The following is a 24,395-nucleotide window of genomic DNA, read 5'->3' as shown; positions in this document are numbered from 1 at the left end:
TTCCTCCTTTAATACAGGATATCTTCTTCTTTTACACTGTTGCCGTTGCGGACAATGTAATCGTATTGCGAAATTCCAAATGTAGTTCCTGAGTCTACGATGCAATATTCCTCATTCTGGTCTATTATAGAAATTTTACGGAAAACAGCATACCCCTTGTTAATGCAGTACACTCCGTCCAGCGTGGCGGTCGCCCCGATGGTAAAGCGGGTGTTGGAATCCGGCTGAACCAGGACGTCCCCATCATGAAACACATCTTTATCCACATAATATACAGCTTCAGTGCTGCCGTCTCCCGCGTCTTCCGCATAGAGAGTAGTTTCGATGAAACTGGTGGTGATTTTACCGTCTTCATCAATGATCTCCTGCAAGAAACCGACTTCACCATTCTCTCCGCTGGTGGTCTTCAGAGAGACTGGGACAGTATAAAATTCCTTAGTGACGATTGAGGATACGGGTATTTTCAGTCCGCTTTTCGTATTTGTCACCAGCTCTACGTCCAGAAAACGTTCATTGCAGTAGCGCAGCATCCCACTTGTGAAGGTTATCCTGACGTATCTCTGATCCCCGGCGACGAATAGATTCAGCTGCCCGGTTTCGCTGTGCCCGTCCTTTAAAAATTTGACCTTAATCCGGTCATGGGAGGCCAGGCGGACTGTCTGCTTGTCCGTCACCGGTATGACGATAGACCATGTCTCGCTCTTGATCAGTCGGTACAGCGGGTCGCCTGCACTGATCTGGTCATTCGTTCTCAGCTTGTTTTTCTTATAGGACTTTGTGCGGAAATTGTCGGCTGTCAGTTCTTCCGGTGTCAGATATTCATACCCGTCACAGGAATAAGCGACGATTCCATCACTGTCCGCCGTACACATAGTTCCGGCGATTGTGGATGAATCACCTGTATTCAGAACAGCTCCGTCCAGAGAATATTTGAGATCATAGACAGAGTTGAAATCATTACCATCAAAAGATTTGGAATACCGGGAAACAATGGAACGCAGCTCAGCCAGATCCGAGGAGGTTAAGGTTTTATTCTCCAGGAGATTCTGTGTGTCGCTGATTCCGCAAATAGTACCATTTTTCGCAACCTTTGAGCTGTCGGCCAGAAAATAACTGACATAGCCTCCCGTTGTGGCATTTACCACTTCCTCTGATCTCATGGCAAGGGCCGTATATGTTTCATTTTTGGATAAGGGTCCTGATGTCACCTGATAAGATGAAATATGGTCCGCCGTCAGATAAATGATGACGGTTATGACTAAATAGAGGAACAATGCTCCAAAGATCACTGTCCCGATATTTATGTTGATATGCTTATTCTTTTTATTGAACAACTTTTATGCTCCTTAATTAATAATCCCCAGATTACACTCCATTTGTATTTTACCATCATCCCCACCATTACTCAAGGAAAAGTTTCAGAGACATTCCGAAGAATGTCTCTGAACAGAAATAATTTAAATTATGTATCATGCCGGGACGAATCTGATTGCCGTCATCCAGCTGGCTTCCAATAGATCAGTGTCCCTCTGTAGTCATATCGGTAGTGATAACTGCCATCCCGTTTTCTGAGGAAATATTTCTTCAGTATATTCTCTATCTCCGGTCCGTGACTGTTCATCTCAGCCTGGCGTTCATAGAGGCAGGAGGTTCCATATTGCACCACCTGCTCCCAGGTCTGGAACGTAATATCTTTTGAGAGAGGTATGATCTGTATGTTGGCATCAATTCCCATCTGATATAGAATGTTGATAAAATAGATATAATCTTTTTTATCATATGCCAGACGCACCTGCAGGGCTTTTTCCATTTCCCTGTAATAATTCTCCACCTCCCCTAGACCCATGCCGATGATGCACAGCTTCCCAGCCATGCGGTTCATTTTCTCCAGGCACTCCCGCAGATGCAGCATTCTGTAAAAACAGTTGTAAGCAAAAATAATGTCATAGGTCCGATCCTCTTCATAATCCTCCCATTTGCTCAAAATTGTCCGTATTTCCGGCTTATTGAGCTTTTTCGCCCATAGTTTGATATAGTCCAGCACATCCGGTGAGAGATCCAGGCAATACATTTCTTCGCAGATTGAGGCGAGATCCATCGTATAATTCCCCCAGCCAGGTCCTATTTCCAGAATGCTTTCCGGGCGCATGTCCCGAATCAGCTCCGTGACCACGCCGGACATGCGTACCGCCCAGGGATCTTGCCGGTAGATGCTCTTCTTCTCCATAAAGCGATGCCAGAAATCAATTTCTGCCGTATCATCCAGGAGACGTCGGCTATAAGAGCCGTCTTCCTGCTTCAGCGCCTCTTTCCAGAGAACCCCGAAATCAGATTTCAGATCTGCACGTCCGATCTTTTGGTGACTCCGCTCTGCCCCCGACAAATATTTCAGCAGGCGCAGCAGGTCCGGATTTTCTTCTTTTCTTCGGTGGATTAGGAACTTTTGCATGCAAACGGATACCTTTAGCTGCCTGATCTTTCTGAAGGGACTTTCCCTGTATCTGCCGGATATATCCTCCATATATACAACCACGCCTTTTCCCTCATCTGCGAGAATAACTGCTTCTAAAAAGCTGGCCGCATGGCCGGATACCTCTGGCACAAAACCGGCGCTCCGGCAAAACCGGTAAAACTCAAAATCGCACCACTCTGTATCACGTCTTTCAGCTTCGGCCAAGATCAGCGGTATGCCCTTCAAATCTTCAATACCGATCTCCTCTTTATCAAACAGCGGACTTCCCGTCCCCGCAATGATGCTGATACCGGTACAATAGGCAGGCAGTGCTTCCAGCCCGTCTTCCTCAGCAAATATAGGATTATCTGATAAAAAGAAAGAAAGCTTGCCATTCTTCAGCATATCCCGGAGCTGTCCGGGAGAGCCTGCTCTTACCTGGAAGCCGGTCCTTTTATCTGTTTCGCTGAATTTCTTCAGGCAGGGGATTAACCATTCATATTCCTGGAGTGTTGATACGCCGATCAGCAGAGTCTCCGGCTTTTCTTCCCGGAAACGGCGGAGATTACCGGATATCTCTCTGTATTCTTCCAACAGTTTTTTTATTTTTTCATAAAAATACAGTCCTGCCTCTGTCACCTCAATCCCATTGTTTTTCCTTATAAACAGGACTGTTTGAAGCTCTTTTTCAATGGAGGCGATCTGCTGAGTTACCGCGGCCTGGCTGACAAAGTATTTCCTGGCTGTCCTGCTGAAGCTCTGCTCTTCCACAGCCGTTAAGAAATATTGAATATTATGCTGATTCATTCACTGTCTCCTTTTTAAAATTCAGAGAAACTTTCCACCAGTTCACGGGTAAACGGGTGTCCGGGATGATGAATAATTTCCTCGGTTTTTCCGGTTTCCACAAATGTCCCCTGGTTCATGATGCAGATATGGCTGCAAAACCAGCTCAGGACTTCAAGGTCATGTGAAATAAACAGATAGGTTAAATTCATTTTGTGTCCCAGATCTTTTAATAGATTCATCATATGAGCCTGAATGGACACATCCAGCATGGAAGTGGGTTCGTCCAGAATCAGGACTTTGGGTTCCAGCGTCAGTGCTCTTGCAATCATTATTCTCTGGGCTTCACCGCCGCTGATCTGATGAGGATATCTGGAAAAAAGGCTTTCAGAAATTCCCACCAGTTCAAAGAGTTCACGGATTCGCTCTTTTCGTCCCCGGGTGCTTTCACACATTTTATGGATAACCATAGGCTCCATCATGCTGGAAAGAATGGTCTTCTGTGGGTCCAGGGAGGCTTCCGGATGCTGAAATATCATTTGCATTTTTTTCTTTCTGATCCTGACCGCCGAGGCAGACAGGGCGTCCTGGCGTTCTCCGTCCAGATAGATAGTTCCGCAGTCCGGCTCTTCAAGGCCCATGAGGATACGGGCGATCGTAGATTTTCCACATCCGCTGTTCCCCGCTATTCCCAGGCTGCCTCCTTCTGGGATTTCAAAGGAAACGCCTTTGACTGCGTCCACACGGTGCTTTCTGATTACACCAATGACAAAATGTTTTTTTAGATTCTCAACTCTGAGCATACCGGAAACACCTGACCTTTCTGCCGTCCGGAACGGTGTAATCGCAGGGCTTTTCACTTCCGCAGCGCTCTGTTCCGTACGGGCATCTGGGATAAAACACACAGCCGGGCCTGCCGGACCGTTCCGCCATGGGAAACGGAATTGGAACCATTCCATGAGACGGCAGGGATGCGATCAATCCTGTTGTATAAGGATGAAGAGGGCTTTCCAGAACCAGTTCCGCACTGCCCTGCTCCAGAACCTCACCCTGGTAGAGAACCAGAATATTGTCACACAGCCGTCTTGCCAGTATTATGTCATGAGTGATGACTATCATGCTCTCTGTATCACGCTTTAATACCTCTCTGAGGACCCCATAGACCTGCTTTCGTAAAATCGCATCCAGACCTTTTGTAGGCTCATCCGCCAGCATCCAGCCGGGGCTGCACATCAGGCCGAGTACCGATATGATTCTCTGATTCATGCCTCCGCTCAACTGAAAGGAGTATTTGCGTCCGATTGATTCCGGGTCTTTAAAACCAAATCTTTTCATTAATAGACAATACCTGTCTTCAGCTTCCTTCTTTCGGGAACGGTCATGAGTGGTTACAGCCTCAATCAGCTGCTTTTTAATGCGGATCACCGGATCAAGGGATTCCGCAGGATTTTGTGGGATCAGGCCAATTTTCAAGCCTCTGAAAGAGGTCATCTGCTTTTCTGTGTAGGCGCTGATTTCTTCATCTCCGTAATAACACTGTCCGCTGATCCTGGCGTTTGCAGCAAGCAGTTTGAGAATCCCCATTCCCAGCACAGATTTACCGCTCCCGCTTTCACCGATCATTCCCGTTACCTTTCCGGACTCGAACACAGTATTTACCCCGCGGACAGCTTTTACCTCCCCCTGGGAGGTCTGAAAGCTGACGCTGAAATCTTTAAGTATAATATTTTCTCCCATAGCCAATCCTTTCTTACCAATTAATCCGGTATACTGTCTCTGCGCACATCAAAACGGTCCCGGAGTCCGTCTGCAATGACATTGATGCTGAAAGACAGGCAGACGATGCAAATGCCCGGCGCGATTGCCAGAAGGGGATTGGTCCGGTAATAGGCTCTCGCCTCATTGATCATGATACTCCAGTCAGGCGTGGGCGGCTGAAGGCCCAGCCCCAGGAAACTCAGCGCAGCTACCGATAAAATGGAACCTGCAATTCGGGTTGCAAAAATGATCAGTATACTGCTCAGCAGATTAGGCGCTATGTGCAGGAAGAGTATCCGGCCGTTTCCCGCCCCTATGCTTCTCAGTCCATCAATAAAAGCTTCCTGTTTCACCTTCATGACTTCACCCCGTACAAGTCTGGAGAATCCGACCCAGGAGGTCAGTACCAGGGCAAGGAGCATGCTGTGTACCCCGGAGCCCATAATACCCGCAATTGCGATCATCATAGTCATTCCGGGAAGTCCCTGAAAGATGTTTGATACGGAAGTGATGACCAGGTCAAGTATGCCGCCGAAATAGCCGGCGATCAGTCCGATCACACAGCCCAGGCCCATGGACAGGCTGGTAGCCGCCAGCGCCAGCAGTATAGACTGACGTCCCCCATACATCACGCGGCTGAAAAAATCTCTGCCTATGTTGTCTGTTCCCAGCCAATGAGCGGCAGAAGGCCCGGCCAGCGCATTTTTCATATCGATCTGATTGGGGTCGTATGGCGCAAGTAAAGGGGCCAGGACACTCATCAGCAGAATAGCTCCCAAAAGCACACACGCTGCGGTAAAACCGATATTTCTCTTTTTCACCCTACCTTCTCACCTACCCTTATCTTAGGATTCAGCACCAGATATAAAAGATCGATGACAATATTTATCACCACATAGACCAGGCCGCTAAACAGCACATATGCCTGAACCACATAATAGTCTCTGGATTTTACCGCGGAGATCGCATAGTTCCCGATGCCCGGTATGTTGAAAATAACTTCAGCGATTGTCGATCCCCCCAGGATACCTGCAAAATAATTTCCCAGAAAAGTTGTAATTGGAATCAGCGAATTCCGGAATGCATGGCGGAATGTGACTGTTTTCGCCTTCATTCCTTTAGCGCTGGCGACCGTCACATACTGGCGGCCCAGCTCGTCCAAAACTGCGGTTCTGGTCAGACGAGCACACACGCCGATTGTGGAGAACGCGACCGTGATCCCCGGCATAATATAGGAGGAAAAACCATTGAGACCGCTGGTTGGCAGAAGGTGCAGCTGTTCTACCAAAACCAGGATCAGCAGGATCGCCAGCCAGAAGCCGGGTACCGACAGCATGAGTGTCGTAATCAATCGAAGGAGCCTGTCCGGCCATTTGTCTCTATAGCGGGCCATCAGGATACCGAAGCCAAGTCCGAACACCACTGTCAGGCACATGCCGAAGCAGGCCAGACGGATTGTATAGGGAAGACGGTAAGCGAGCTGATCCCTAATTTCCTTGTTGGTAAAAAAGGATCTGCCCAAATCACCTGTCAGAGCATTTTTCAACCATTTTACATACTGAACAGGGACCGGATCATCCAGTCCCATTCGTTCCCTCATAATCGCATATTCTTCGTCGCTCACGATCTGTGTGCCGTCCGGATTCAGAACGGCTTCCACTGGGTCGCCCGGGGATAGGACGCCCAGCAGAAACGCCAGAACTGTAATGCCGAAAAGCACAGGAATCAGCATAATCAATTTTTTACCAATATACTTTGCAATTCCCATTTTTATCGGTTCGCGGCCCATTCCAGAGTCGGGATGCTGACGCCGTCAAACAGCTCTGAAGTATAGCCTGTGATTTCTTTATTATGAATATTTACGTTGACATAGTAAAGGATCGGGATCACCGGAAGCTCCTCAGCAGAGATTTCCTGCAGCCGCCCATATATCTCAGCCCGCTTGTCGGCATCCTTTTCATTCAACACGGATGCCAGAAGCTTGTCCACCTCCGTATTGGAATAATTCCAGTGGTAATCCACATTGTAAGAGCCTTCGGAATCCATCCAGCTGTAGAGCGTGGAATAGGGGTCTGCGCTGTTCAGCCCGGTCACGTTGATGCAAAAATCATAATCTCCGGATTTCAGGCGCTCTGTGGTAACTTCATTGTCCAACAGTTCAATGCTGATATCAATTCCTATTTCGGAGAGAGCTGACTGCATATATTCCGCCATTGCTTTCGCAGGATAACCGTCAACCACACGCTGTCCGATGATCAGTGTTGCCTGAAGCCTCTGTCCCTGGAGCACTTCATCCGCCAGCTCCTTGGCCCGGTCCAGATCATATGTTCCCTGAATTTCCTTGTAAAGAGGCGTCTGATTACTCAGCGCGCTGTAAGCGGGATAACATAGCCCCTGGTACAGTGTTTCGTTCAGCTGATCCCGGTCGATGGCACAGCTGATGGCCTGGCGGAGTTTAACATCTCCCAGATATTCTTTGGAACCATTGACATAGAGGTAATGAGTCATATGGCTTTTTGTAGGTTCAATCTCGAATCGGTCGTCGCTTTCTGCCAGCTTAGCGGCTGCGTCTACCATAATTGCGCCGTTATCCATGAGACCCATGATTTCTCCTGAAACAAGCGCGGAATAGCGGGTTTCCGAATCGGGGATACAGTTCACGCGGTAGCGTTTTACTTTTCCTGGATTATCACCCCAGTAATTATCATTTCTTACAAAGACCGCGTACTGGTCCTGTACATGCTCTTCGATCATATAACGGCCGGTCCCGACAACCTGAGAAGTGATTTCCCCTGTCTGTGGGTCAAAGCAATTGGGGCTGATCATTGGACTTCCGTAGTCACCGAGAAGTGCGTCCAGAGTGGTAATCGGCTCATTGAAGACGAACTTTACAGTATAATCATCCACCTTTACAATTTCCTTCAGATTGGGAAAGGACTTATCAATGCTGAGGGAAGTATAGGTAGAGGTCAGTGGACCTGTCTTATAGCGTTCAATATTCTGGATGCATACATCCGCATCAAACTTTACCCCATCGGTGAAGACAGCGTTTTCTGCCAGATGAAATGTCCACTCTGTGCAGTCATCGTTGAATTCCCACGATTCTGCAAGTCCAGGCTCCAGCGCATGGTTGTTATTAATGACCAGAGGTTCCCAGACCTGAGCGGAAAGATTTACATAAAACGCATCTCCCTCTCCGGGAATCATATCCCTGACAGAGCCCAGAACAATTTCTTCGGTCTCATTTTTGACTTCTGCCGTTTCCTGACCGGAACTGCTGACCGCAGCAGAAGAAGCGCTGCCGGCCGGGGCGGAAATTGAGCTTGTGGCCGGACTGCCGCCGGAAGGCTGGCTGCCGGAAGCAGACGTATCAGCGGTCCCCCCGCAGCCAGCCAGCAATCCAGCGGCAAGTACCGCGCCCAGCAAAACGCCTGAGAGTTTTTTCCAATTTTGTTTCATAAGTTCCTCCTTTTCTTCTGTGTCTCTGAGTCGGGTCATAAAATTTAAACGTTCTGATACAACAAAAATAGCACCGCCGTGAGGCAGTGCCATATGTAAATATCCAAATTTCTTCTTCAATTTACCTGTTTTTCCCCACCGAAAACACGTTGATACGATGCAGGGCAGGTCTCCTGGCTTAAATCGTCACGGTCTTCGCCTTCCCAGCCTGTAACCGGCCAGTGGCATTCAGAAGATCGCATAATTATCACAGTAAAGCGGGCTGCTACAGATTCTACACTGTATTCCCTATTAAACGCCGGCATTTCTCCGGCGTACCGCTGCATGCTGGTTATTAAATTGTCCAGAGTTATTTTAACATAACCCTAATGAAAATCAACTCATTTTTTTCTTAACGAGGATATAAGAAAAAACTTATACCTCCGTTTCGTGGCTGCCGTCCGGGGTTTCATAGTAAATAAATCAGGAACAATTCCGCCGGGCAGAATTATTCCTGATTTATGCTTATGGTATGTATTTATAAAGCCAGAATAACCTTTTCCTGAAGACTGGCACTCAATTCCTCTTTATCCATGGAAACGCTGAGAATAAAATCAACATTGAAAATTTTGCTGACATTCTCCAGCTGGCTGACACAATCGTCGATCATAGACTCGTTGCCTTCCAGTCTGGATAAACGCAGAAAACTGTCCAGATACATCTGCTCCAGATCATGATCCTGAGAAAGGATACCGCAAATGAAACCGATAAACTCATCGCTGTTTTTCAGCGGGTAGATAGAAACATCAATCAGACGGACTTTATTGTTTAACTCATACATGTGTTTGGAACTCTTGTCTAGATAGACAATGTTGCCGTTGGCAGCTTTAATCGCTGTATTTACCTTATCCAGAAGGTATTTGGTCTTTCCCTTTCCTTTTTTACCGACAATTAATTGAACCATAGCAGTTTCCTCCTTGGACTAATATTAGTAATTTGACTAAAAACTTCTTAGTTCATGCTCTAATTATAGTGTATTTGAACAAAAAATACAAGCAGAATTCAAAAAATTTAGGAATTAATTTGCATCAATAGTTTATTCATATCCTCATAGAGAATAGACCTGTTATCTGCATTTAATATGACTGCCATATATGGGACGCCATAGGCGTTCTGGGCGATAATTGCCAGGCATGCTCCCGCTTCACTGGTAGTCCCTGTTTTGCCTCCCAGCAAATTTACATTTTTGGGGGCAGTCTTCTCACCTGTCAGGTATTTATCCGTTGAATCCAGACGGAAAGAAACCTGGCTTCCGTCCCCCCGGGTGACCTTCAGATGATACATATTCATCTGTATGGCATCTGTAAAAGCACTGTAGCGGAAAGCTTCGTTCAGCATCAGATATACGTCATATGCCGTCGTATAGTGACTGCCGTCGTGCAGGCCGTGAGGATTGATAAAATGAGTCCCTGTCATGCCCAGTGCCAGGGCTTCCTCATTCATCATTTCAACAAAATGATCGACAGTCCCTCCAATCTGGCGGGCAATTGCCATGGCCGCATCGTTGGCCGAATAGACCACAAGGGCATGGAAAAGCTGATCCATCGTTACAATATCGCCTGCAGCCATACCACTGACCTGAGAGCCCTCTTCCAGAGCAAAATCTCCTTCAGCCATGACAACCTGGTCTTCCATCGTACCATATTTTACGGCAAGTATCGCAGTCATAATTTTGGTAATGCTGGCAGGATATGCCTGGTCATAGATCCCCTGGGCAAAAAGCGCTTCTCCCGTGTCCAGATTAAACAGCAGCCCTTTTTCCGTGTTGCCCTGCAGCATCACATCAGGCAGTACAACTGCTCCCTCTGATACACAGAGGCCGGAAGCGAACGCCGGCGCCTTCTGCAGAGAAAACTCAGAGCCTTTCCCGGAGTTCTCCGCTGCCTGTGGTGAATAGGACTGGGAGAGATCCATTTCCCTGTCCTGTTTGATCAGCAGGATAACAAAAATGGCGAACAAAACCACGATGCAGATCACTGTGCCGATCAGCACCCGGTTCAGGATATGAATATTCTTCCGATTATCTGTAGATTTCACGCCACTCCATCTCTCCCCGGTCTAATGATTTCACCAGCATCTCGGCTGTCGCCAGATTAGTCGCCAGCGGAATGCTGTGTATGTCACAGATACGAATTAAATGTTTGGCATCCGGTTCGTGGCTTTTAGGGCTCTGCGGGTCACGCAGAAAGATCAGCAGGTCGATATCGTTCTGTTCGATCTGTACTGCCAGCTGCTGAACGCCGCCCACATGGCCGGCCAGATATTTGTGAATGCTCAGCCCGCAGGCCTCTTCGATCATCCGTCCGGTTGTGCCTGTAGCGTAGAGCTCATGCTTTGACAGAATGGACCGGTATGCGATACAGAAATTCTGCATCAATATCTTTTTTTCATCATGCGCGATGAATCCGATGTTCATAGGCTTTTTCACCTCCGTAATAATTTCGGTTCTGAAGTCCGACATTGAGTACCAGCCCCATTCCAATGAACAGGCTGAACAGGGAAGTCAGCCCATAGCTGACAAAAGGCAGTGGTGTTCCTGTATTGGGCAGAAGGCCGGTCGCGACACAGATATTGATAAAGCTCTGGACGGCAACCAGCGAAGCTACCCCGCAGCAGATCGTATGCCCTGCTGAATCCTTTGCCCGCCTTCCCATTCGGATACATTCATATACAATGAAGAAAAGCAACAGAAGTATGGCAAAACAGCCCACAAATCCCAGCTCCTCTCCTGCTACCGCAAAGATAAAATCATTCTGTATTTCAGCTACAAAATTCCCTTTGTTGGAAGAGGAAACCTTGTTATTATTCAGGCCCTTTCCCGTCAGCTGACCGCTTCCTATGGCTGTAATAGAGTTATTCTGCTGTATGGCAGATTCTGAATACTCCTCGTTCTCCGGGTCCAGAAAGGTCATGATCCGCTCTTTCTGATAGGAGTCGATGATTTCAAGATCGGTCTGTGTGATCAGGAAAAATGCGATCAGGATCAGCGGAATCACTACCAGGAGGATTCCTCCGATGATTTTATAGCTCAGCCCCGCCACATACATCAGGATACAGAAAATAATCCCTATGGTGATGGTGTTTTTCAAATCCGGCTGCCGGATTACCAGCGCCAGAGGTATGGCCAGTAAAATCACCGCTTTTACAATCGTCTTCAGCGTGTTCAGATCCTCTTCGTGTTTCATCAGGAACATCGCAAAGAACAAAATCAGCATGATTTTGGCCACTTCCGTAGGCTGGAACTGGAAGCCGTTATCCCCGCCGATCTGTATCCAGCGGGATGCCCCCTTTTTGGTATCCCCGGTCACCAGGACCAGCAACAGCAGCCCCAGATTCAGGATATAGATCAACCAGTAAAAGTTAAGGATCCAGCTGTAGTCCATCAGAGATACGATGAACATCAGGATCAGGCCGCCGATTACCCCGACCATCTGCCTCTTCTGCAGTGCCGGATCGGCGGAACCCACCAGCAGAATGCCAAAGATACTGATAGCCACCAACAGTAGTATCAGTCTGAAATTGTAGTCTTTAAGCTTATATTGTTTTAGCATGCGTATCCTCTGTCTTCTGTATCGGTACCTTGATTGTCATGACGGCCGGCGAATAATCGATCTGAATCGTTATAGCCGCTTCATCTGCCGGTAAATACCGGTTGATCGTCATTGTCAGGTCATTTTTCAGCATTTGTATATTTCGGGGAGAACAGGCCAGCCGTTCAGCGCTCAGCAGGGTTGCCAGCCGTTCCCGGGCTACCGTACCGGAAAATTGTTTCCGTTCATGAAACATACCCATGAAATGCCTCCTATTTTTTGAAAATGCGCCGGAAGAAGCCTTTTTTTGCCGTCAGCTCCAGGTATGGCACTTCTTCCCCGTTGATCCGGCGGCTGATATTCTGGTAGGCAGTTCCCGCGGCTGAAGCCGAGCCTGTGATGGGTTCGCCCTGGTTCGTGGCAACAACCACATGCTCATCGTCCGGAATGACCCCGATCAGCGGTACAGCCAGGATCTCTTCCACATCCTCCACCGACATCATTTCCCCCCGTTTCACCATATCCGGGCGGATGCGGTTGATGACCAGAGAAATATCTCTCAGATCGGAGGCCTCCAGAATACCGATAATTCTGTCTGCGTCACGGATGGATGAAACCTCAGGCGTGGTAACTACTACAGCCCGGTTGGCTCCGGCAATGGCATTCTGGAATCCCTGTTCAATCCCGGCCGGGCAATCCAGGATCACATAATCGAATTCCGTCTTCAATTCTTCACAGAGCTTGCACATCTGTTCCGGAGTCACCGCAGTCTTGTCCCGGGTCTGGGCGGATGGCAGCAAATAAAGATCCTTCTGGCGCTTGTCCCGGATCAGCGCCTGTTTGAGGCGGCAGCGGCCTTCGATCACGTCCACCAGATTATAGACAATCCTGTTCTCCAGTCCCAAAACCACATCCAGATTCCGGAGGCCGATATCGGTATCCACCATCACAACCTTTTTTTGAAGGGCTGCGAGCCCTATGCCCAGATTGGCGGCTGTGGTAGTCTTTCCCACACCGCCTTTTCCAGATGTTACTACAATTACGTCGTTCATACTGTTCCTCCTCATTTCCGTTCTACTTTTTTTCTCTTTTGTAGATTGCCAGGTAAAACGGAATTAATCCGTTACAGTATTGGAAATTCCCTCCTGCGCGGATGTTCCGGTCAGAACTTCTGTTTCATCCTCCAGATTATAGTAATATTGAAGCATATCTTTTGCTACCATTTTGGCGTTGGTGGAAGAATAACCATAGGCAATACGTATTGCAAAAGCAATATCTTCTTCCTCGCCATAATGGGAATAACCGATAAATAAGGCATGGTTTGGACGGGTTTTTGATTCCTGCGCAGTACCGGTTTTGCCGTACAGCTCCACTGGAAAATCCGCAAATTCGCTGCTGATCTGAATCACGCCGCGCATGCCCTCGTGAATATCATCCCAGACCACCTGAGAAAGCTGCGTCTGCTTGGAAATCTGCGGCGAGAATTCTTCCAGGAGATTCCCAGAGGAATCCGTCACCTTATCCAGCAGGTTCAGGTCATAGCTGACCCCGTTATTCCTTATGGTCAAGGCATAACGCGCCAGCTGGGAGGTTGTATAGGAATGGGTACCCTGCCCGATCGCAGACGGGATCGCCAGTTCATCCGAAATATGCGGAGTGGATTCCGGGATCTGCAGATTGGTTTTCTGATCCAGATTGAACATCTGCGCATATGTCTGAATCTTGCTCAGGGCGTCTTTCTGGACAAATTCATTCGCCCCGTTCAGCCCCAGCCTGTAGGCGATAGTACAGAAAAATACGTTGCAGGAATTCTGAATTCCTCCAATGATGTTCAAGTCCCCGTGGCCGGGCGCATACCAGCAGTGGATCTGGTCACCCTTATCCACAAGCCCCTCTCCAAACAGGCCGTTGCAGTTAATGATTGTGCTGTTGTCAACGATTCCTTCGTTCAGGGCGGCTGCAGCCATGACCGGCTTAAAAGTAGAACCGGGCGCCGTCAGCTGCTGGGTCGCTTTGTTATAAAATGGTGTAGACAGGTCATTGTACAACTGATTGTAGTATCCTGTATCCATCTGATTCGCTAAACGGTTGTTGTCATAGCCCGGATAGGTTACCAGCGCTCTCACTTCCCCGGTATCAGGTTCCGTCACTACAATTGATCCGGAACATGGGTCCAGAGCCAATTGCTTGGGTTTGATCTCCAGAGACTGGATCTTCTGGAGAATCAGATCTGCCGGTGACAGAGTTCCAGCCTGGAAACTGCTGTATGCCTCGTCGTCTTTGGTCAGAATATTCTGGTCATACAGAAGCTGGCAAACTTCTTCCGGATATAACCGGTCCTGCAGCAGCATATATTTATAGAGCAGCTTGCTGAACCAGGTATCTTCTGCCAGATAAGAAGAAATATAATAAGTCAGCGCCTGATAGACCTCATCTGAGTTCAGGTAAGCACTGTCGGCAGAAAGTTTGGAAATATCAATCCAGTTCTGGCTGGCGGCATATGAGAGATACTCTTTCAGGCTGATGCTCTCATCGCGCGTCCATGCCTTATACACGGCGTCTGCAGTATCAATCGCGCTGGAATCCAGAATCCCGGTATCCTGCGTCAGCATGTCGTCCACAATATAGTCCATGTATTCTTTCATCTCACCGCTGAGATCTTTATAAGCGGACGGCTGATCCCCGGTCAGTTCCCCGCTGATCCAGTTGAACACCTGCTGCTGCTTCTCCAGGAACTTCTGATACACCTGCTGCTCCAGAGCCGTGGCATCGCTTTCGGTAAAATGTTCGATATCAATCACACTGTTCTCGATCAGAGCGTTATACACATCATAAATCGGGATCGGAATCGCATCTGCGTCATTGGGATCTACCGTAGCTTCTTCCACGGTCTTGACCTTCTGGATATTGGAAACCAGTATTCCGGCCAGCCGCTGTTCCAGGATCTGATAACAGGCCACCTGCAGTTCGCTGTCAATGGTCAGATAGACATCGTTGCCCTGAAGAGGCTCTACCCGCGAATCCTCATGGATCGCAAGCACCTTCCCCAGATTATCGACAGTGACCTCTTCGGAGCCATCCGTTCCCTGAAGGGTGGTCTCCATAAACTGTTCAATTCCGGTCTTACCGATAATGGAGGCGCTGGTATAATCATCCCGCTGCTCCTGAAGGGTTTCCAGCTCTTCAGAAGACGGACGCCCTGTATAGCCGATGATCGGAGCAAGAGCCTCTGCATCATTGTATACCCGGATGGAATCTTCCGCAATATCCACACCCTGAAGACTGTCCGCATTTTCCTTAACGGCCGCGACAGTCTCCGCGCTGACATTGGTAGCGATGGTAACCTGCATATACTTCTGATATCCCGTCAGAGAAAGCTGATAGCGTACGATGACTATTTTCAGCTGTTCATCCTTTGTGAGCTCCGCCGGAAGGCCATGGGAAACCAGCTCTGCTTCTGTATACGGACGATCCGCGTTAAACAGCGCAAAGCGTTCCGAACTGCTCAGATAATCCATGATCTGGTCTGCGGTAGCGTTCGCCTCGTCTGCTTTCAGCTGTTCAATCTTCTGGTGGCCGTAGACATCTGCCCGGAAACGGTTCCGGGTGATTCCCTCGTCCACATCGAAGGCAAAGTTACCGCTTTCGTCCAGAATAATGTGAAAATCGTCTGTGATCGAATCGCCGTTTGCCTCAATCAGCTTGACCAGTCGGTAAATCTCTCCGTTCAGGGAAAGCTGTTTTTCTCTGGTGGTCGCGTAGGTTCCGTTATCCTCCAGCGTGACAGAATTGGAAAGCTCGTTGTAAGCCAGCAATCTGCCGTTTACATCGTAAATGTTACCTCTGGTGCTTTTCAGATTCCGTTCTTTTGTGGTTGCAACCGTAAAGTTCTCAGCATAATCTTCGCCGTGCACGATTTGAAGCTGGAAGATTCTGGTGATGAGTATCACTGTCATGACCAGAAAAATGGCCAGCAGGATCAACGAACGCTGAGAAAATATTTTATTCAGTAGTTTCTTTATTTTCTTAACCAAGGTGATTGCTGTCCCTCCAATTCATCTGCCACAAGTTTCTTGTTGATAAAAAAATAAATTCTGTAGAAAATAATCGTCAGCAATACAGTATACACCATTTCCGGAAGAATTGTATGTTGAAAATAGGCGCCGAAATCAAAACGCATCCGGAATGCAAACTGTATCACATAAAAAAGCAGATTATAGCCCAGATCACTGACTGCAACCAGGATCATCGGAACTTTGATATCCTCATCAAAAAACACCTTATACAAGAGCCCGTTCAAATAGCCGATATACATATACACAAGGGCATAAAACCCGAACAGGTTGCTGTAGAACAGATCAATGGAAAGCCCGCAGAGGAAACCAACCCACAGCCCTGTCCGCTTGCCGTGCATGAACCCGAAGGAAACCGTCAGTATCAGAAGTAAATTCGGCGTCACATAAGAAATCGGCAGGGCCTGCATCAGTGTGCTCTGCAGCAAAAAGGTCGCTAAAATCACAAGCAGCGTCACAATTTTTCTGCGCATTTACTCCCCTCCTGCTGATTTCAGTTCTTTGATCACCAGCACCTCCTGAATGTGCTGGAAATCCACGGCCGGAATGATATAACCGGTCTTGGTCAAATGGTTGGAATCCTCGGTCACTTCTTCCACATATCCGATCAAAATCCCTTTTAAGTATTTATCGCTGATATTAGACGTGACAATTTTCTCACCGGCCGTAATTACATTATCTGTGTTCATCTGCCCGAAGGCCAGTTTACCCTCGTCCAGCAGGCGGAGGTCCCCGGAAACAATACAGGTGTCTGATGTGGATACTGTCATGGCGCTGACGCTGCTGGCGTCGTCGATGATGGAACGAACCGTCGCCCAGTCCTGTCCCACCTCCGTCACGATTCCCACCAGGCCTCCTCCGCTGATGACGTTCATGTCCACAGCTATGCCGTCGTTGGTTCCGCGGTTGATGATGAAAGTGCTGTACCAGTTGCCAGGATCCTTGGAGATCACCTGGGCGGCCACTTTATCATATTCTGAATAGTCTCCGTCCAGCTGGTAGAGGTCACGGAGACGCTTTAACTCTTCCTGGTTCTGGCTTAAAATGCTGTTCTCTTCTGTCAGCTGGTCTACCTTATCCTGCAGAGCGCTGTTTTCCCCGGCAAGCTTTTCCACGTTCTGGAAGCCGCTCTGCTTCTCAGAGAGCCAGCTGCCGACAGAATTGATTCCATTCTGAAATGGGACAATCAGCATGCCCGCCGCTTCTCTGACCGGCGAGATAGAAACCGTCTTCGTCACCGTCAATGCGATGGCACTGATACATACAAAGGTCATGATGACCAGAAGATGTCTGCTTTTTATGTGAAATTTCTTTTTTTTCTTCATGGCTGCCTCTCATCCTGTCAATAATGTCGTTTTTTCGGAGTAAAAGCCCAGCGATGCAGTGCCGGATGGTTGATCAGTTCCTTCAGCCCGCAGATTGTGCACAGGTCAAAATACTGAGACAGCTGAACCGGGCATCCCAGGTAACCGCTTAGAAAACGGTCCAGCCCGGGAAGCTGTGTGCTGCCTCCCGTCAGATAGATTCCCTCGGACATGATATTTGCCCGCACCTGGGGAGGCGTGCGTTCCAGGAATTTTCTGATCTCATCTGCAATCCTGATCACCTGCTCTCTCACGGTGGCCGTCACAGTGTAGGAGGTTACAATTCCGTCCCTGGGAAGCCCGGTTACTGTATCAATGCCCATCACCTTGCGTCCCTCCTGCTTCTCAGCGGCCAGATCAGTCAGAGAGATCTTCAGACGCTTGGCAGTCTTCCGGCTGATCTGGAAACTGTTCTTCCTTCTGACGCCGGCAGCTATTGCCGCGTTGAACTGCTTCCCGCCAATCGGGAAGATCTTGCTGATGATCACACGCTCATCCGCAATCACGGAGAGCTCCGTGCTCTGTGCGCCGATGTTGGCGATCATGGACCCCCGGGTTCTGTGGATGGGTATTCCCAGTGCCAGGGCGTCGGCAATCGGCTTCTCCACCAGAAAAACCCGGCATTTTTTCAGCTTGCCCCTGTGGGCGATGGAATAATAGGCTCTCTTTTCGATCTCGGTCATATCCATGGGAACAGAGAAATACAGAGTCGGATGATAACCCATAAATGTATGGCAGCGGGCGAGTAAAGTGTGCAGAATCGCTTCTACCAGCATGACATCACTAATACGGCCATTGGACATGGGAGTCACCACATCAATGTTCTCCGGTGATTTCTCGAACATCTCATAGGCTTCATTACCCACAGCAAAGACCGTATCTTTATCGCGCACTGCTATCATGTTTTTTTCTTTTGTGATTGTATCCTTCTTCTGATCATAGATTTTAACATTGCTGGTGCCCAAATCTATGCCGTAAACTCGTTGAAACAGCATTCGTACCAAATCCCCTCTTTGGATTACCGTTCATTAAATATCCCCGCCTCAAACAGGCTCACATAATTCTGTCCGCCAATCACGATATGATCCAGCAGGGTAATCCCCAACAAAGCTCCTGCTCTGGCGATCCGCCTGGTCACCTGGATATCTTCAGCGCTGGGAGAAGGATCTCCGCTCGGATGATTATGGACCAGTATTAAATGAACCGCATGGAAAGCAAGAGCCTCCAAAAACAACTCCCTGGGGGATATCAGAGATGTGTTCACCGTCCCTTTGGTCAGACAGATATCTCCCAGAAAATGATTCTTCGTGTCCAGCATCATGCATATCACATGCTCCTGCTCTTCATGGCGAAGAGTCTCCATATAATAATGCGCGATAGATTCCGGCTCCTTAAAATCCAGGACCCTTTTGGCCTCGGTTTTAGCGATCCGCTTGGACAGCTCCCCAATACATTTTATCTGCACCGCCTTCACCTGTCCGATCCCCTTCAATTCCTGCAGCTGCTGCAGCGACAGATGATGAATGCCGGTAAGTCCCTCTTCAAACCGGCAGAGCTTCAGAACTTCCTTCGCCAGCTGCAGAGAAGTGCATCCCTGAGATCCGCACCGCAGGATCACTGAAAGCAATTCTGCGTCACTTAAAACCTCCGGACCCTGGTCCACACACTTTTCATACGGCTGTTCTTCCGCCGGTAATGTCTTCATGGTAATTAGTTTCTCCATGGTCGCTCCGATCTACTCTCTTCCAGACAGAGAACCAGATGGCAAACTCAAAAAGTCAATTTTTATTCTAGCACAAAACGAAAACAAAGTATATGACTTCATAAAATATTCATATATTTTTTCCCGATGGCCTCTGCCACCCGCAGCCCGTCCATGGCAGCCGAGGTGATGCCCCCCGCATAGCCGGCCCCTTCCCCGCAGGGATAGATGCCCCTGACGTTACTTTCCAGCAGATCGTCCCTGCAGATTCTCACAGGGGAAGACGTCCTGCTCTCCACGCCCGACAGCAGCGTATCAGGAAGGGAGAAGCCCGGAAGCTTCCTGTTCAGAGCTGTAATGCCCTGTTCCAGGGAAACGGCCAGAAATTCCGGGAAGATGCTCCGGACATTGGCATATTCGTAGCGGCCTTTCATGCACGGCTCATAACTTCCCGGTCCGCCCGGGCGGTTCCGGCAGAAATCTTCAAAGCGCTGGACCGGAATGGCCCCGCCTCCGCATAGAAAGGCCTCCCGTTCCAGACGCCGCTGAAAGGCCAGGCCATCCAGAACGGAGGGGGTTCCCTCCGCATGGCAGCCGGAAAAATCTGAAGGGCCTACGGTCACGACGATCGCACTGTTTGCGTTACGGGAATCCCGGGCGTGATAGCTCATTCCATTGACAGCCAAAAGTCCCTGCTCCGAAGAGGCGTTGACCACATAGCCGCCCGGGCACATGCAGAAGGAATAGATTCCCCGCCCGTTTTTCAGGGTGTGGGCCAGCCGGTAGCTGGCGGCGCCGAGAATCTCCGGCGCATCCGGGCCGTATTGGCTGTCGGTGATCATCTGCTGGGGGTGTTCCACCCGTACTCCTACGGCGAAAGACTTTGGCTGCATTTTAAGGCCCTGCTCATACAGCATGGAAAAGGTGTCCCGGGCACTGTGGCCGATAGCCAGCACTACTGCCTGGGCGGGTATCGTTTCACCGTCCTGCAGCCTTACTCCCTTCACCTTATCTCCCTCTGTGACGAGACGGACGGCCTTTGCACGGAAACGCACCTCTCCGCCCATTTCCAGTATCTGATTCCTCATATGCTCTACGATTTTTAGCAGAAGGTCTGTCCCCAGATGCGGGCGGGCGTCATAGAGGATTTCTTCGGGCGCTCCGGCTTCCACAAAGATCCTCAGAACTTCCTGGTTCCGTCCGTTTTTATCCTTTACTCCGGTGTTCAGCTTCCCGTCAGAGAAGGTTCCGGCCCCGCCTTCTCCGAACTGTATATTGCTGTCCGGGTCCAGGCGTCCGCCCTTCCAGAAGGCTTCCACCTTCTCGCGGCGGATCGCGGCGGGGTCTCCCTGCTCCAGAATTACGGGCCGGTAGCCCTGACGGGCCAGCATATATCCACAGAACAGCCCTGCCGGGCCGCTGCCCACTATGACCGGCGGGTAAAGAAGTTTCTCATCACCGGGCATTGGAAAATGATACCGCTCCGGATGGATAGACATAATATTTTTATGTTTACCCTTAGCGAGGATTTTTTTCTCAGCAGTGATTTCTGCATAAATCGTATATACCATTTTAAGATCTTCTCTTTTTCTGGCATCTATGGACCTGCGGGCAATCTTCCAGCCTTTAATTTCCTCCGGACGGACTCTCAGAACCCCTGCGATCTGCGCCTCCAGCTCCTCCCTCGTATGCAAGACAGGCATTTTCAACTGTGTGATCTGTATCATACTTCCTCCAATCAGGCATTGTATTCATAAAGCCCCACATCACTGCGGCCTGACAGCTTATTCCCTGCTGTGAATACCTGCCGCCGCTCCGCTGGACCAGGCCCACTGCAGATTATAACCGCCGCAGGAACCGTCCACATCCACCGCTTCTCCCACGAAATAGAGGCCGGGTATCTTCATGGATTCCAGATGCTCCGTTAATTCTGCGGTGCTGACGCCTCCGGAACAGACCTGTGCCTGGGCCAGGGACGCGGCTCCCCGGATTCCAACGGGAAATCCCTTCAAAAAGGATACGGTCTGTGGAATATCCGCTTCAGCAGAGGCCACCAGCGGAATCAGCCTGTCGGGAACCAGCCCGATCAGCGATTGCTGGAGCGTTTTATAGGGGCATTGCTCCCTGCGCCATTCCAGATAAGTGTGCAAATTCTCCCGTTCATAACCGGGCAGAAAGTCCAGGCGTACCAGAACGCTGCACCCTTCGTCCAGCGCTCTGACCGCAAATCTGCTCAGCTGGAAAACAGGGATTCCCGATATACCATAATCTGTCAGCTGAATCTCTCCCGTTTCTGTCCGGGCGTCTGCCCCTGCCAATATCAGTGTCGCAGAAGCGGATATACGGACGCCGGCCCATTTGGAAAACCAGCTCCCCTGCCCTCTCAGCGGGACCAGAGCGGGGCGGAAGGGAATGACTGTATGGCCGAAGCTCTCCGCTATGGCACAGGCTGTGTCTGAAGCCCCCTCGATGGAAGAGGCGGGACTTCCGCAGGCTACGATGACTGCATCCGATTCGTATTTCCAGGTTTCTGTTTCGGTAAGAAACGTACAGCCCACTTTTTTAACCGATCTCACAGCTTCTCTGGTTTTCATCTTCACCTTCAGGCTGGAAGCCTCCATCAAAAGCACCTGCAGGACGCTGGCTGCTTGGTCGCTGTTAGGATAGATCCAGCCGTCCCTATTCTTTGTATAGATGCCCAGAGAGGAAAAGAATGCGATCGTCCGGTCCGCCGGAAAACCGCCGATAACCTTCCAGGCGAACTCCCGCTGATCTCCGTGATAACAGGACTCCTTCTGTAGAAGGTTCGTCAGGTTACACCGGCCGTTGCCAGTGGCCAGTAATTTCTTCCCCGGCTTTTCATTCCTTTCCAGCAGAGTGACTGACGCGCCGCCCCTTGCCGCCTGTATGGCGGCCATCAGGCCGGATGCGCCGCCGCCGATGATGACAATCCGTTTCTTCATGGTATTTCCTTTCTCCCTTTCAGGGAAGAACCACTAAATTCGCCTCCCAGAGCTTTTGCAGGCTCATCAGGATGCCCAGCTTCGCGTGTGCCCAGGTCAGGCCGCCCTGGAAATAGACTGCATAAGGCGGCTTAATGGGGCCGTCGGCGCTCAGCTCGATGGAAGAACCCTGGACAAAGGCGCCCGCCGCCATGATTACGTCCGAATCATAGCCCGGCATGGCCCACGGCTCCGGGGCTACATAGCTGTCTACAGGGGCGGCTGCCTGGATGCCCCGGCAGAAGGCGATGACCGCCTCCGGACTTCCCAGGGTCACCGCCTGGATAATGTCGTGGCGGCTCTCCTTTCCGTCCGGAAGGACCGGGAAGCCCAGCCGTTCATAAATATTCGCTGCAAAAACCGCTCCCTTCAACGCCGCGGCCGTCACAGACGGAGCTAGGAAAAAGCCCTGATAAAAGGATTGGTTTACACCCAGAGTAGCACCCACCTCTTTGCCCAGCCCCGGCGAGGTCAGGCGGTAAGCGGCGTTTTCCACATACTCTCTTCTGCCGGCAATATATCCGCCGATGGGAGCCAGCCCGCCGCCCGGATTCTTAATCAGGGAGCCGACCATCAGATCTGCACCCACCTCGGACGGCTCCTGCTCTTCTACGAATTCCCCATAACAATTATCTACCATACAGATCAGATCAGGCCGGATACTTTTTATAAAACGGATCAGCTCACCGATCCGCTGTACAGACAGTGTCGGCCGGGTCTGATAGCCCTTTGAACGCTGGATGGTGACCAGCTTTGTCTTATCATTGACTGCTTTCCGGATTCCTTCATAGTCGAAGGAACCGTCAGGCAAAAGATCAACCTGGCGGTAAGAGACTCCGTATTCTGCCAGCGAACCATTGGAGGGACGGATGCCTATGACCTCTTCCAGTGTGTCGTAGGGCTTACCCACCGGAGAAAGCAGTTCGTCGCCGGGGCGCAGGTTTCCGGACAGCGCCACTGCCAGCGCGTGGGTTCCGCAGGCGATCTGGGGGCGCACAAGGGCATCCTCTGTGCTAAAGGCTGACGCGTATACCTTTTCCAGGGTGTCGCGCCCGATGTCATTGTAGCCGTAGCCGCTGGAGGCATAGAGGCAGGCTTCACTCACGCGGTTTTCCTGCATGGCGCGGATCACCTTCAGCTGGTTGTACTCGGCGGTCTCATCAATCTGCTGAAAACGGCTGCTTAGACGTTCTGCCGTATGCTCTCCGTACTCCCATACTTCTCTGCTGATTCCTATTTTTTCATACATCTCTGCCTTCTGATTGATCATTTTCTCTGTTCTTCCTCTCTAAGCTTTTTCTGCCACAAGTCCAGCATATAGTCCAGTATAGCCTGCTCATCATATGAAAATTCCGGCTTATTCAGCCAGATTACTTCTTTTTCTCTCCGGAACCAAGTGAGCTGCCGTTTGGCAAAATGCCTGGTATCCCGTTTGATTACGCGTACTGCTTCTTCCAGCGTGATTTCCCCACGAAGAAAGGGAAAGAGTTCCTTGTAGCCGAGGCCCTTCATGGAGACGTTTTCCTCTGTCAGCCCTCTGTCATACAAACTTCTCACTTCTTCCAGAAGCCCTGCCTTCATCATCTGATCCACCCGTCTGTCGATCTGGCGGTATAGCCTGTCCCTGTCGTCATTCAGCACAAAATACGCATAACAATAGGGAGATTCCTTTTCACGCTGAATCTCATTGTGCCCGGAAATCTGCCGCCCTGTCTCTTCATAGTATTCCAGGGCGCGGATCACTCTCTTCAGGTTGTGAGGATGGATCTCCCGCGCGGCCTGAGGATCTCTCTCAGCCAGGAGTCCGTGGAGATATTCCGGGCCTTTTTCCGCAGCCTCAGCCTCCAGCCTTTCCCTGAACGGGGATACGCCGCCGCTTTCGCTGAAATCCACTTCTTTTAAAAGTGCCTGTATATAAAAGCCAGTTCCTCCCGTCACGATGGGAATTCTTCCGGCCCCGTAGATTTCTTTCATGGCGCTTTTCGCCATCTGCTGGAATAAAACCACATTAAAATCGGCCTCCGGTTCCAGCACGTCGATCAGATAATGGGGGACCCCTTCCATCTCTTCAGGGCAGATCTTGGCGGAGCCGATATCCATGTGCTTATAGACCTGCATGGAATCAGCGGAAATGATGGAACCGTTCAGCGCCTTTGCCAGCGAAAGGGATAATTTCGTCTTGCCCACCGCAGTGGGCCCTGTAAGAACAATACATGGTTTTCGCAAATTT

Annotated in this window: 22 protein-coding genes and 1 riboswitch; all 22 genes read right to left on the bottom strand. The window is 49.8% G+C overall.

The window, feature by feature from the left end; translation table 11 throughout:
- Positions 1-8: 8 nt before the first annotated feature.
- The 22 genes from H9Q79_RS04645 to miaA all read right to left on the bottom strand — a co-directional run bounded on the left by H9Q79_RS04645 (position 9) and on the right by miaA (position 24,391).
- Entirely contained in the window at positions 9-1,334 is a 1,326-nt protein-coding gene (locus tag H9Q79_RS04645; RefSeq protein ID WP_118644532.1) for a biotin/lipoyl attachment domain-containing protein, read from the bottom strand.
- A gap of 161 nt (positions 1,335-1,495) precedes the next feature.
- Positions 1,496-3,259: a LysR family transcriptional regulator gene (locus tag H9Q79_RS04640; RefSeq protein ID WP_118644534.1), complete on the bottom strand. Its 1,764-nt coding sequence runs from the start codon at positions 3,257-3,259 to the stop codon at positions 1,496-1,498.
- Positions 3,260-3,273: 14 nt separating this feature from the next.
- A complete protein-coding gene (locus H9Q79_RS04635) occupies positions 3,274-4,041 on the bottom strand; it encodes an ABC transporter ATP-binding protein (RefSeq protein ID WP_249329288.1) in 768 nt (255 codons plus the stop codon).
- Entirely contained in the window at positions 4,028-4,975 is a 948-nt protein-coding gene (locus tag H9Q79_RS04630) for an ABC transporter ATP-binding protein (protein ID WP_249329287.1), read from the bottom strand. The genes H9Q79_RS04635 and H9Q79_RS04630 overlap by 14 nt, the downstream gene beginning before the upstream one ends.
- A 20-nt stretch (positions 4,976-4,995) precedes the next feature.
- Positions 4,996-5,817, bottom strand: coding sequence for an ABC transporter permease (locus H9Q79_RS04625; protein ID WP_249329286.1), 822 nt, complete (start codon positions 5,815-5,817; stop codon positions 4,996-4,998).
- Positions 5,814-6,764, bottom strand: a complete 951-nt coding sequence (locus H9Q79_RS04620) for an ABC transporter permease (RefSeq protein ID WP_249329285.1) — start codon at positions 6,762-6,764, stop codon at positions 5,814-5,816. The genes H9Q79_RS04625 and H9Q79_RS04620 overlap by 4 nt, the downstream gene beginning before the upstream one ends.
- A gap of 2 nt (positions 6,765-6,766) precedes the next feature.
- Positions 6,767-8,455, bottom strand: coding sequence for an ABC transporter substrate-binding protein (locus H9Q79_RS04615; RefSeq protein ID WP_249329284.1), 1,689 nt, complete (start codon positions 8,453-8,455; stop codon positions 6,767-6,769).
- Positions 8,456-8,601: 146 nt separating this feature from the next.
- A riboswitch (cobalamin riboswitch) is annotated at positions 8,602-8,793 on the bottom strand.
- A 179-nt stretch (positions 8,794-8,972) separates the two neighbouring features.
- The gene (locus H9Q79_RS04610) at positions 8,973-9,398 is read right to left on the bottom strand and encodes a twitching motility protein PilT (protein WP_118644538.1); all 426 of its coding nucleotides are present in this window, start codon (positions 9,396-9,398) and stop codon (positions 8,973-8,975) included.
- Positions 9,399-9,505: 107 nt separating this feature from the next.
- Positions 9,506-10,531 (bottom strand): D-alanyl-D-alanine carboxypeptidase family protein, encoded by a 1,026-nt coding sequence (locus H9Q79_RS04605; protein ID WP_118644540.1) that lies wholly within the window; start codon positions 10,529-10,531, stop codon positions 9,506-9,508.
- Complete coding sequence (gene mgsA / locus H9Q79_RS04600) at positions 10,515-10,910, bottom strand: methylglyoxal synthase (RefSeq protein WP_118644542.1); 396 nt, start codon at positions 10,908-10,910, stop codon at positions 10,515-10,517. Before mgsA ends, H9Q79_RS04605 begins: the two co-directional genes overlap by 17 nt.
- Positions 10,885-12,045, bottom strand: a complete 1,161-nt coding sequence (locus H9Q79_RS04595; RefSeq protein ID WP_118644544.1) for an FtsW/RodA/SpoVE family cell cycle protein — start codon at positions 12,043-12,045, stop codon at positions 10,885-10,887. Before H9Q79_RS04595 ends, mgsA begins: the two co-directional genes overlap by 26 nt.
- Positions 12,029-12,286 carry a cell division topological specificity factor MinE gene (locus H9Q79_RS04590; RefSeq protein WP_118644546.1) on the bottom strand — a complete coding sequence of 86 codons (258 nt, stop codon included), beginning with the start codon at positions 12,284-12,286 and terminating at the stop codon, positions 12,029-12,031. The genes H9Q79_RS04595 and H9Q79_RS04590 overlap by 17 nt, the downstream gene beginning before the upstream one ends.
- A gap of 10 nt (positions 12,287-12,296) precedes the next feature.
- A complete protein-coding gene (minD, locus tag H9Q79_RS04585; RefSeq protein ID WP_118644548.1) occupies positions 12,297-13,076 on the bottom strand; it encodes a septum site-determining protein MinD in 780 nt (259 codons plus the stop codon).
- A 63-nt stretch (positions 13,077-13,139) separates the two neighbouring features.
- Positions 13,140-16,058, bottom strand: coding sequence for a penicillin-binding transpeptidase domain-containing protein (locus tag H9Q79_RS04580; protein WP_118644550.1), 2,919 nt, complete (start codon positions 16,056-16,058; stop codon positions 13,140-13,142).
- Positions 16,043-16,570 carry a rod shape-determining protein MreD gene (gene mreD / locus H9Q79_RS04575; protein WP_118644552.1) on the bottom strand — a complete coding sequence of 176 codons (528 nt, stop codon included), beginning with the start codon at positions 16,568-16,570 and terminating at the stop codon, positions 16,043-16,045. The genes H9Q79_RS04580 and mreD overlap by 16 nt, the downstream gene beginning before the upstream one ends.
- Positions 16,571-17,422: a rod shape-determining protein MreC gene (mreC, locus tag H9Q79_RS04570; protein WP_118644554.1), complete on the bottom strand. Its 852-nt coding sequence runs from the start codon at positions 17,420-17,422 to the stop codon at positions 16,571-16,573.
- Positions 17,423-17,439: 17 nt separating this feature from the next.
- Complete coding sequence (locus tag H9Q79_RS04565) at positions 17,440-18,456, bottom strand: rod shape-determining protein (protein WP_118644556.1); 1,017 nt, start codon at positions 18,454-18,456, stop codon at positions 17,440-17,442.
- 23 nt (positions 18,457-18,479) lie between these two features.
- Positions 18,480-19,166, bottom strand: a complete 687-nt coding sequence (gene radC, locus H9Q79_RS04560) for a RadC family protein (protein WP_249329283.1) — start codon at positions 19,164-19,166, stop codon at positions 18,480-18,482.
- A gap of 116 nt (positions 19,167-19,282) precedes the next feature.
- Complete coding sequence (locus H9Q79_RS04555; RefSeq protein WP_249329282.1) at positions 19,283-20,890, bottom strand: NAD(P)/FAD-dependent oxidoreductase; 1,608 nt, start codon at positions 20,888-20,890, stop codon at positions 19,283-19,285.
- A gap of 57 nt (positions 20,891-20,947) precedes the next feature.
- Positions 20,948-22,126: a BaiN/RdsA family NAD(P)/FAD-dependent oxidoreductase gene (locus H9Q79_RS04550; protein ID WP_118644560.1), complete on the bottom strand. Its 1,179-nt coding sequence runs from the start codon at positions 22,124-22,126 to the stop codon at positions 20,948-20,950.
- A 19-nt stretch (positions 22,127-22,145) separates the two neighbouring features.
- On the bottom strand, positions 22,146-23,435 hold the full coding sequence (locus H9Q79_RS04545) for a methionine gamma-lyase family protein (RefSeq protein WP_118644562.1): 1,290 nt from the start codon (positions 23,433-23,435) through the stop codon (positions 22,146-22,148).
- The gene (gene miaA / locus H9Q79_RS04540) at positions 23,432-24,391 is read right to left on the bottom strand and encodes a tRNA (adenosine(37)-N6)-dimethylallyltransferase MiaA (protein WP_118644590.1); all 960 of its coding nucleotides are present in this window, start codon (positions 24,389-24,391) and stop codon (positions 23,432-23,434) included. The genes H9Q79_RS04545 and miaA overlap by 4 nt, the downstream gene beginning before the upstream one ends.
- Positions 24,392-24,395 lie beyond the last annotated feature (4 nt).

It is taken from the genome of Wansuia hejianensis, assembly GCF_014337215.1.
Taxonomy (GTDB): domain Bacteria; phylum Bacillota; class Clostridia; order Lachnospirales; family Lachnospiraceae; genus Scatomonas; species Scatomonas hejianensis.
The sequence above is the reverse complement of the archived record's forward strand: the minus strand, read 5'-3'. Positions and strand labels throughout refer to the sequence as shown.